The sequence below is a fragment of the Saccharopolyspora rhizosphaerae genome (genome assembly GCF_003931915.1).
GTDB classification, from domain to species: Bacteria; Actinomycetota; Actinomycetes; order Mycobacteriales; family Pseudonocardiaceae; genus Saccharopolyspora; species Saccharopolyspora rhizosphaerae.
Window position 1 is genome coordinate 159235 of record NZ_RSAA01000016.1, and the last position, 6740, is coordinate 165974.

Genomic DNA, 6740 nt, shown 5'->3' on the forward strand with positions numbered 1-6740 from the left:
CCGTCCACTTCATCCTGGCAGTCCTGTTCGTCCCAGGCGAGCGTCCTGAGCGCCCCGGCGCTGAAACACCCGGGTGGAATGCGGGATCATTGACCCATGACCCAGCTCTGGCCTGCTCCCGTCGCCACCGGCGCCGTGCGCGCGACCGTCCCGCTGCCCGGTTCGAAGTCGATCACCAACCGGGCGCTGGTGCTCGCCGCGCTCGCCGACGGCCCCTCCGAGCTGCGCGCACCGCTGCGCAGCAGGGACACCGAGCTGATGGCCTCCGCCCTGCGCTCGCTGGGCGCCACGATCACCGACGGGCCGGACGGCTCCTGGCGGGTCATCCCGGCTGACCTGCGCGGACCGGCCGAGGTCGACTGCGGGCTGGCCGGGACCGTGATGCGCTTCGTGCCCCCGGTGGCCGCGCTGGCCGTCGGCCGCATCTCCTTCGACGGCGACCCGCAGGCCCGCAAGCGCCCGCTCGGCACCGTGCTCGACGCGCTGCGCGCACTCGGCGCCGACATCACCGGCAGCTCGCTGCCGTTCGAGGTCCACGGCACCGGCGCTCTGCCCGGCGGCGTGGTCACCATCGACGCCTCGGCCTCCTCGCAGTTCGTCTCCGGGCTGCTGCTGTCCGCCCCGCGGTTCGAGCAGGGCGTCACCGTCCGGCACTCCGGCCCGCCCGTGCCGTCGCAGCCGCACATCGAGATGACCGTCGAGATGCTGCGCGACGCCGGGGTCACCGTCGACACCTCGCGCCGCCACCAGTGGCGCGTGGAACCCGGCCCGATCCGAGCCCTCGACTCCGACATCGAGCCCGACCTCTCCAACGCGACCCCGTTCCTGGCGGCCGCCGCCGTCACCGGTGGCAGCGTCACCGTGCCCGGGTGGCCGTCCCGGACGACCCAGCCGGGCGACGCGATCCGCGAGATCCTCGCCCGCATGGGCGCCGACGTCCGCCTCGACTCCGACGGCCTGACCGTCACAGGCCCCGACCAGCTGGAGCCCGTCGAGATCGACCTGCGGGCCGTCGGGGAACTCACCCCCACCGTCGCCGCCCTCGCCGCGCTCGCCTCCGGACGCTCGCGGCTGCGCGGCATCGCGCACCTGCGCGGGCACGAGACCGACCGGCTCGCCGCCCTGGAGGCCGAGCTGAACGGGCTCGGCGGTCAGGTGCAGCAGACCGAGGACGGCCTGGTCATCGACGCCGTCCCGCTGACCGGCGGCGCATGGCACTCCTACGCCGACCACCGGATGGCCACCGCCGGCGCGATCCTCGGGCTGGAGGTCCCCGGGGTGGTCGTCGAGGACATCGCCACCACCAGCAAGACCATCCCGGACTTCCCCGGGATGTGGACCGCGATGCTGGAGGAGACCGCGTGATCCCGGGAGCCCGCTGATGAGCAAGCGCGGCTGGCGCAACCTCGACGAATCCGACGTGCGGGTGCGTCCCGGACGGGGCAGCAGGCCGCGCAGCAAGCAGCGCCCCAAGCACGCCGACGCCGCCGAGGCCATGGTCATCGCCGTCGACCGCGGCCGCTGGACCGTGGCGCTCGACGGCGACCCGAAGCGGATCGTCACCGCCATGCGGGCCCGCGAACTCGGCCGAACGCCCGTCGTCGTCGGCGACCTGGTGGGCGTGGTTGGCGACATCTCCGGCAAACCCGACACGCTCGCGCGCATCGTCCGCGTCACCGATCGCAGGAGCGTGCTGCGGCGCACCGCCGACGACACCGACCCCTACGAACGGGTGGTCGTCGCCAACGCCGAGCAGCTGGTCATCGTCACCGCGCTCGCCGACCCGCCGCCGCGGCCCGGTTTCATCGACCGCTGCCTGGTCGCCGCCTACGCGGGCGGGCTCTCCCCGGTCCTGTGCCTGACCAAGGCCGACCTGGCCGAGCCGGGCGAGTGGATCGAGAACTACTCGTCGCTGGACATGCCGATCACCATCACCCGCCTCGACGCCGAACCCGAGGAACTGAGGGAGCTGCTCGCCAACCGGGTGTCGGCGCTCGTCGGGCACTCCGGTGTCGGCAAGTCCACGCTGGTCAACCGGCTCGTCCCGGAAGCCGAACGCGCCACCGCCGAAGTCAGCGGCGTCGGCAAGGGACGGCACACCTCCACCTCAGCCGTCGCGCTCCCCCTGCCCGGCGGAGGGTGGGTCGTCGACACGCCCGGCATCCGCTCGTTCGGGCTCGCCCACGTCACCGCCGACGACGTCATCGCCCCGTTCGAGGAGTTCGCCGAAGCGGCGGAGGAGTGCCCGCCGAACTGCGGGCACCTCGGCGGCGACGACGATCCCGACTGCTACCTCGACACCTACGCGGCGGAAGAAGGCGGCAACCCCGATCAGCTCGCCTCGCTCCGCCGACTGCTGCGCTCCCGGGCGGGGCGCGACGAAACCTGATCGACCGCGCCTCGTGTGATCGACCGCGTCCCACTAACGGGGAATCGCGTCCCCGGTGATGACGGCACTTCGTTGCTAGCGTTGGCCAGCGAAACTCGAGCCCGTCCACCACCCGCCCGAGGAGCGCGCCCGATGCCCCGAGCCCGCACCAGGACTGCGCTGCTGTCCGCCGGTCTGGCCCTGACCGCCACACTCGGCGCCTGCACCAGCGAGCCGCAGCCCCCCGCGGCGGCGACCAAGCCCGCCGCCCGCCCCGACCCGCGCCCTGCGGCCGAGCCGATGCTCACCGACACCCTCGCCAAGATCAACCGGACCGGCACCGCGCACACCACCATGACCGGAAGCCTCGGCGTGGTCGGGCAGCTCACCGCGGACGGTGCCGTCCGCTACCGGGGACCGCAGGCCGACCTGGTGCTCGACGGCAAGACCCGCAACACCCGGACCGAGCGGCTCGCGGTGTCCATCGTGGACGACGTCGGCTACCTCAACACCCCGCTGGCCCGGCCGGACGCGAACAAGCCGTGGCTGCGGATCTCCGACGACGGCGCGGACTTCGGGTCGAAGCTGCTCAGCCCGGCCCTGGACCAGCTGCACGAATCCGTCGACCCGCGCGCCACCTTCAGCGGTGTCGAGCAGGCGACCCGGATCCAGAGCTCCGCACCGGACACCGTCGACGGACGACCCACCACCCGCTACGAGCTGCGGATCCTCACCGACAAGGCCGCCGAGATCGCCCCGGACGAAGAGCAGCGGAAGCGCTTCCAGCGCGCGGCCGCCAACGGGCAGCGCGAACTCGGCTACGAGCTCTGGCTCGACGAGCAGGGACTGCCCGCGAAGTTCGCGGCCACCACGGAGGTCGCCCAGGCCGGCGAAGTCTCGCTGACCTCGACCTACCGCGACTGGGGCGCGCCGGTGGACATCGCGCTGCCCCCGGAGCACGAGGTCGGCGTCTTCGAAGACCTGCCGCCCATGGCGCAGCCGCCGCGCTGACGCCTCACATCAGCTCGAGCAGGAACGGGACTTCCTGCGGTGCGTACCAAGCGAGTTCGTGGTCCTCGGCCTCGCCCAGGGTGAACTCCGCGTCCGGGTCGCCGAGGTCCGCAGCGTCGATGACCTCGGCGGCCGCGCGCACCGCGTCCTCCGCCTCGCCGGTGTCCACGTGCACCGCCGCGAGCTGCTTCCAGACCACCGGGCCCGACACCTTCACCACCGCGTGGTCCAGGTCCGGACGCAGCGTCACGTCGTCGACGTCGGCGGAGATCACCACCCGCCGCGCCTCGACCTTGCCGTCCTCGTCGGCGGCGAGCAGCCGCAGCGACGCGCGAGCGGCCTCCCGCATCGCCGCGTACTCCAGCTCTTCGGTGTCGCCGCTGGCGTAGGACTCGCGAAGCGCCGGAGTCAACGCGAAAGCCGTCCCGCCGAGCGGCTGGAACTGCTTGTCGGCCACCAGTTGCTGCAACGTCGGCAGCGTGGCGGGCAGGTAAATCCTCATGCGTCGACCGTCCCGATCATCTCGTCTACTGCTTCACCGATCATCGCCGCAAGCACGCCGACGTCGGGCATCGCGTCCCGATCCGCGTTCAACCCGAAGTACACCGCGCCGTTGTACGAGGTCACGCCCACCGACAGCGACTGGTTCTTGGCCAGCGGAACCACCGGGAACATCTCCATCATCCTCGCCCCCGCCGCGTAGAGCGGCACCTGCGGCCCCGGGACGTTCGTGACCAGCACGTTGAACAGCCGGTCGGAGAACTCGTTGGCCACCCGGGCGCCCAGCGCGTGCAACGTCGGCGGGGCGAACCCGCCGACCTTCACCAGAGCATCGGCCGCCACCGACTGGCCCGACTCGGCGTGGGCCCGCATGGCATGGCTGACCTGGTGCAACCGCATCGTCGGATTGCCCTCGCCCACGGGCAGGTCCACCAGGTAGGCCGACACCTTGTTGCCGACCGCACCGACGGGCAGGCTCGCGGTGTCCTGGTAGGCCGCGTCGGCCTCGGCGTCGTCGGAGCGGACCGAGACCGGCACCATCGCGCGCAGCGTCGTCGACGGGGTCACCACCTCGCCGCGCGAGAGCAACCAGTTGCGCAGCGCCCCGGCCACCACGGCCAGGACGACGTCGTTCACCGTGCTCCCGTGCGCCCGCCGCACCGCGCGGAGGTCGTCGAGCTTCGCCTTGGCCACGGCGAAGCGGCGCTGCGACGACGTCGGCGCGTTCAGCGGACCGCTCGGCGCCGGCACCAGCGCGGCGCGGACCGCCGACGCGACGCCCCCGAGCGCGCGCGTCACCTTCTGCACCGTGGCGGACGCGTCGACCATCGCGGCCCGCGCGTTCTCCACGACCTCACCCGGGCGCTGCACCGCGTCCGTCGCCGCCTCCAGCAGCAGCTGCGTCACGGTCGGCGCCGGGCGCGGCATCCACAGCGCGTCCGGGTCCTCGACCACGCGGTTGCGCTGCAGGTCGAAGATCACCTGGCCGATGTCGATCGCGCCGATCCCGTCGATCACCGCCTGGTGGGTCTTCGTGATGATCGCGACCCGGTTCTTCGACAACCCCTCGACCAGGTACAGCTCCCACAGCGGGCGCGTGTGGTCGAGCTTGCGGGACATCAGCCGCGCCACCAGGTCGTGCAGCTGGTCGTCGTTGCCCGGTTTCGGCAGCGCCGACCGGCGCACGTGGTAGGTGAGGTCGAAGTCCTGGTCGTCCACCCACACCGGACGGGCGAGGCTGCCCGGGACCTCCATCACCCGCTGGCGGTAGCGGGGCACGAGACCCAACCGCCGGTCGATCATCGACAGCAGGTGCTCGTAGTCGAAATCGCTTCGCGGCCGCCGGAACACCGCAACACCACCGACGTGCATCGGCGTCGTGTAGTCCTCCAAGTAGAGGAAGGAGGCGTCGACGGCGGAAAGACGATCGGGCATGCCGAAATCCTGGCACACATCGCCCCCGCGTCGAGGGGTTCACCCGCCAGGCCTGAACGCGGACATGTGACACTTGATGGTGTGACCAGCGAAGTTTCCCCGAAGGACCGATTCGTCACCGTCTACGGGCGCAAGCCCGTGTTGGAGGCGTTGGCCGACTACGACCTGCGGGTCGACAAGGTGATCGTCGCCGAAGGGCTCCGCGGTGGAGCCATCGCGGAGATCGAGGAAGCCGCCGCCGACCGCGCGGTGAAGGTGCAGCGCGCCAGCGCGCACCGGGTGAAGGTCCTCGCCGGGAACGGCCGTCACGACCAGGGCGTGGTGGCCGACGTCGTGGCCCGCAAGATGCGTCCGCTCGTTGACGCCCTCGCCGACCCCGCGACCGCCCCTCGCAGCATCCTCCTGCTGGACGGCCTCACCACCCCCGCGAACGTCGGCATGATCCTGCGGACCGCGACCGCCTCGGGGATCGACGGCATCGTCGTTCCGCACCGCGGAGTGGCCGGTCTCGACCCGCTGGTCATCAAGGCCTCAGCAGGCGTGGCGTTCCACTCCCCGGTCCTGCGGACCCGCACCGCCGCCGAAGCCGCGGAACTGCTCACCGAGGCCGGGTACCCGCTCTACGCCCTCGACGCCGACGCCCAGCACAGCCTCTACGAGACCGAGTTCGGCGATCGCGCGGTCTTCGTCCTCGGCAGCGAAACGGCCGGCCTGTCCACGGAGGTCGAGGAGCGCATCGCCCAACCGATCGCGATCCCCATGGCCGGCGGCGTCGAGTCGCTCAACGTCGCCAGCGCCGCAGCCGTCCTCTGCTTCGAGATCCGCCGCCGCGCCCTAGCCTGACGCCGAACACGGGTCTGACGGAAGGCCTGCCCGAGGCCGTCGCAGCGGTGATGGGCTGATCGCAGGTTCGGCCGTTGTTCTCACGCCCCCTCCTCGGGTACGGCGCCGACGACGAGTCGCCGAGCCTGCCCGCGCACCCCAAGGGCGAACTGTGGTGGCTTCACCAAGCGCACCTCTCGACCACCCGCGCCGACCGCTGAGCACCGGCCTCCCCCGCGATCTGTCCTCGACGGTAAGCGGTCGACGGGGTCCAGGAAACAGCACGACCAGCGCGAACGGGAACGGAAGGCCTGCACACGGGCCCAGCGGGAAGCGTGCAGACAGCTGGACGAAACAGGCCCGCGCTCAGAGGCAGGAACTGCAGCCCCCACCACGAAGAACGGTGTTGCACCGGAGACTGAAGCGATGCACAGAACGCGACCGGGTGCGCAGGGTAGGAAGTCGTCACGACATCCGGACGGTCGAGCTCGTGGCTGGAAAAGGGGCATGAAAAAGGGGCGGGGCAGAAGGTTCTCACCTTCTGCCCCGCCCCACCAAGGTATGTGTCGGCGGTGTCTTACTCTCCCACACCCTGTCGAGTGCA

Annotated in this window: 7 protein-coding genes; 5 read left to right on the forward strand and 2 right to left on the reverse strand. The window is 71.7% G+C overall.

Annotated features, from left to right (window positions below):
* The first annotated feature begins 96 nt into the window (after window positions 1-96).
* The 3 genes from aroA (at window position 97) to EIL87_RS18165 (ending at window position 3379) form a co-directional block, all read left to right on the forward strand.
* A complete protein-coding gene (gene aroA / locus EIL87_RS18155; protein ID WP_125091744.1) occupies window positions 97-1365 on the forward strand; it encodes a 3-phosphoshikimate 1-carboxyvinyltransferase in 1269 nt (422 codons plus the stop codon).
* Window positions 1366-1381: 16 nt separating this feature from the next.
* Window positions 1382-2389 (forward strand): ribosome small subunit-dependent GTPase A, encoded by a 1008-nt coding sequence (gene rsgA / locus EIL87_RS18160; protein ID WP_125091745.1) that lies wholly within the window; start codon window positions 1382-1384, stop codon window positions 2387-2389.
* Between the two features lie 132 nt (window positions 2390-2521).
* Window positions 2522-3379: a hypothetical protein gene (locus tag EIL87_RS18165; RefSeq protein WP_125091746.1), complete on the forward strand. Its 858-nt coding sequence runs from the start codon at window positions 2522-2524 to the stop codon at window positions 3377-3379.
* A 4-nt stretch (window positions 3380-3383) separates the two neighbouring features.
* Here the strand turns inward: EIL87_RS18165 and EIL87_RS18170 are convergent, their stop codons facing one another.
* Both EIL87_RS18170 and EIL87_RS18175 read right to left on the reverse strand, forming a co-directional pair.
* On the reverse strand, window positions 3384-3881 hold the full coding sequence (locus EIL87_RS18170) for a DUF6912 family protein (RefSeq protein WP_125091747.1): 498 nt from the start codon (window positions 3879-3881) through the stop codon (window positions 3384-3386).
* The gene (locus EIL87_RS18175; protein WP_125091748.1) at window positions 3878-5314 is read right to left on the reverse strand and encodes a WS/DGAT/MGAT family O-acyltransferase; all 1437 of its coding nucleotides are present in this window, start codon (window positions 5312-5314) and stop codon (window positions 3878-3880) included. The genes EIL87_RS18170 and EIL87_RS18175 overlap by 4 nt, the downstream gene beginning before the upstream one ends.
* An 81-nt stretch (window positions 5315-5395) precedes the next feature.
* On the opposite strand from EIL87_RS18175, the gene EIL87_RS18180 reads away from it, so the two are divergent.
* Both EIL87_RS18180 and EIL87_RS27740 read left to right on the forward strand, forming a co-directional pair.
* Window positions 5396-6157 (forward strand): TrmH family RNA methyltransferase, encoded by a 762-nt coding sequence (locus EIL87_RS18180; RefSeq protein WP_125091749.1) that lies wholly within the window; start codon window positions 5396-5398, stop codon window positions 6155-6157.
* Between the two features lie 74 nt (window positions 6158-6231).
* On the forward strand, window positions 6232-6357 hold the full coding sequence (locus EIL87_RS27740) for a hypothetical protein (protein WP_267898860.1): 126 nt from the start codon (window positions 6232-6234) through the stop codon (window positions 6355-6357).
* Window positions 6358-6740 lie beyond the last annotated feature (383 nt).

Coding starts and splice junctions, on each gene's coding strand:
- aroA (WP_125091744.1), top strand. CDS start 97: ATGACCCAGCTCTGGCCTGCTCCCGTCGCCACCGGCGCCGTGCGCGCG.
- rsgA (WP_125091745.1), top strand. CDS start 1,382: ATGAGCAAGCGCGGCTGGCGCAACCTCGACGAATCCGACGTGCGGGTG.
- EIL87_RS18165 (WP_125091746.1), top strand. CDS start 2,522: ATGCCCCGAGCCCGCACCAGGACTGCGCTGCTGTCCGCCGGTCTGGCC.
- EIL87_RS18170 (WP_125091747.1), bottom strand. CDS start 3,881: ATGAGGATTTACCTGCCCGCCACGCTGCCGACGTTGCAGCAACTGGTG.
- EIL87_RS18175 (WP_125091748.1), bottom strand. CDS start 5,314: ATGCCCGATCGTCTTTCCGCCGTCGACGCCTCCTTCCTCTACTTGGAG.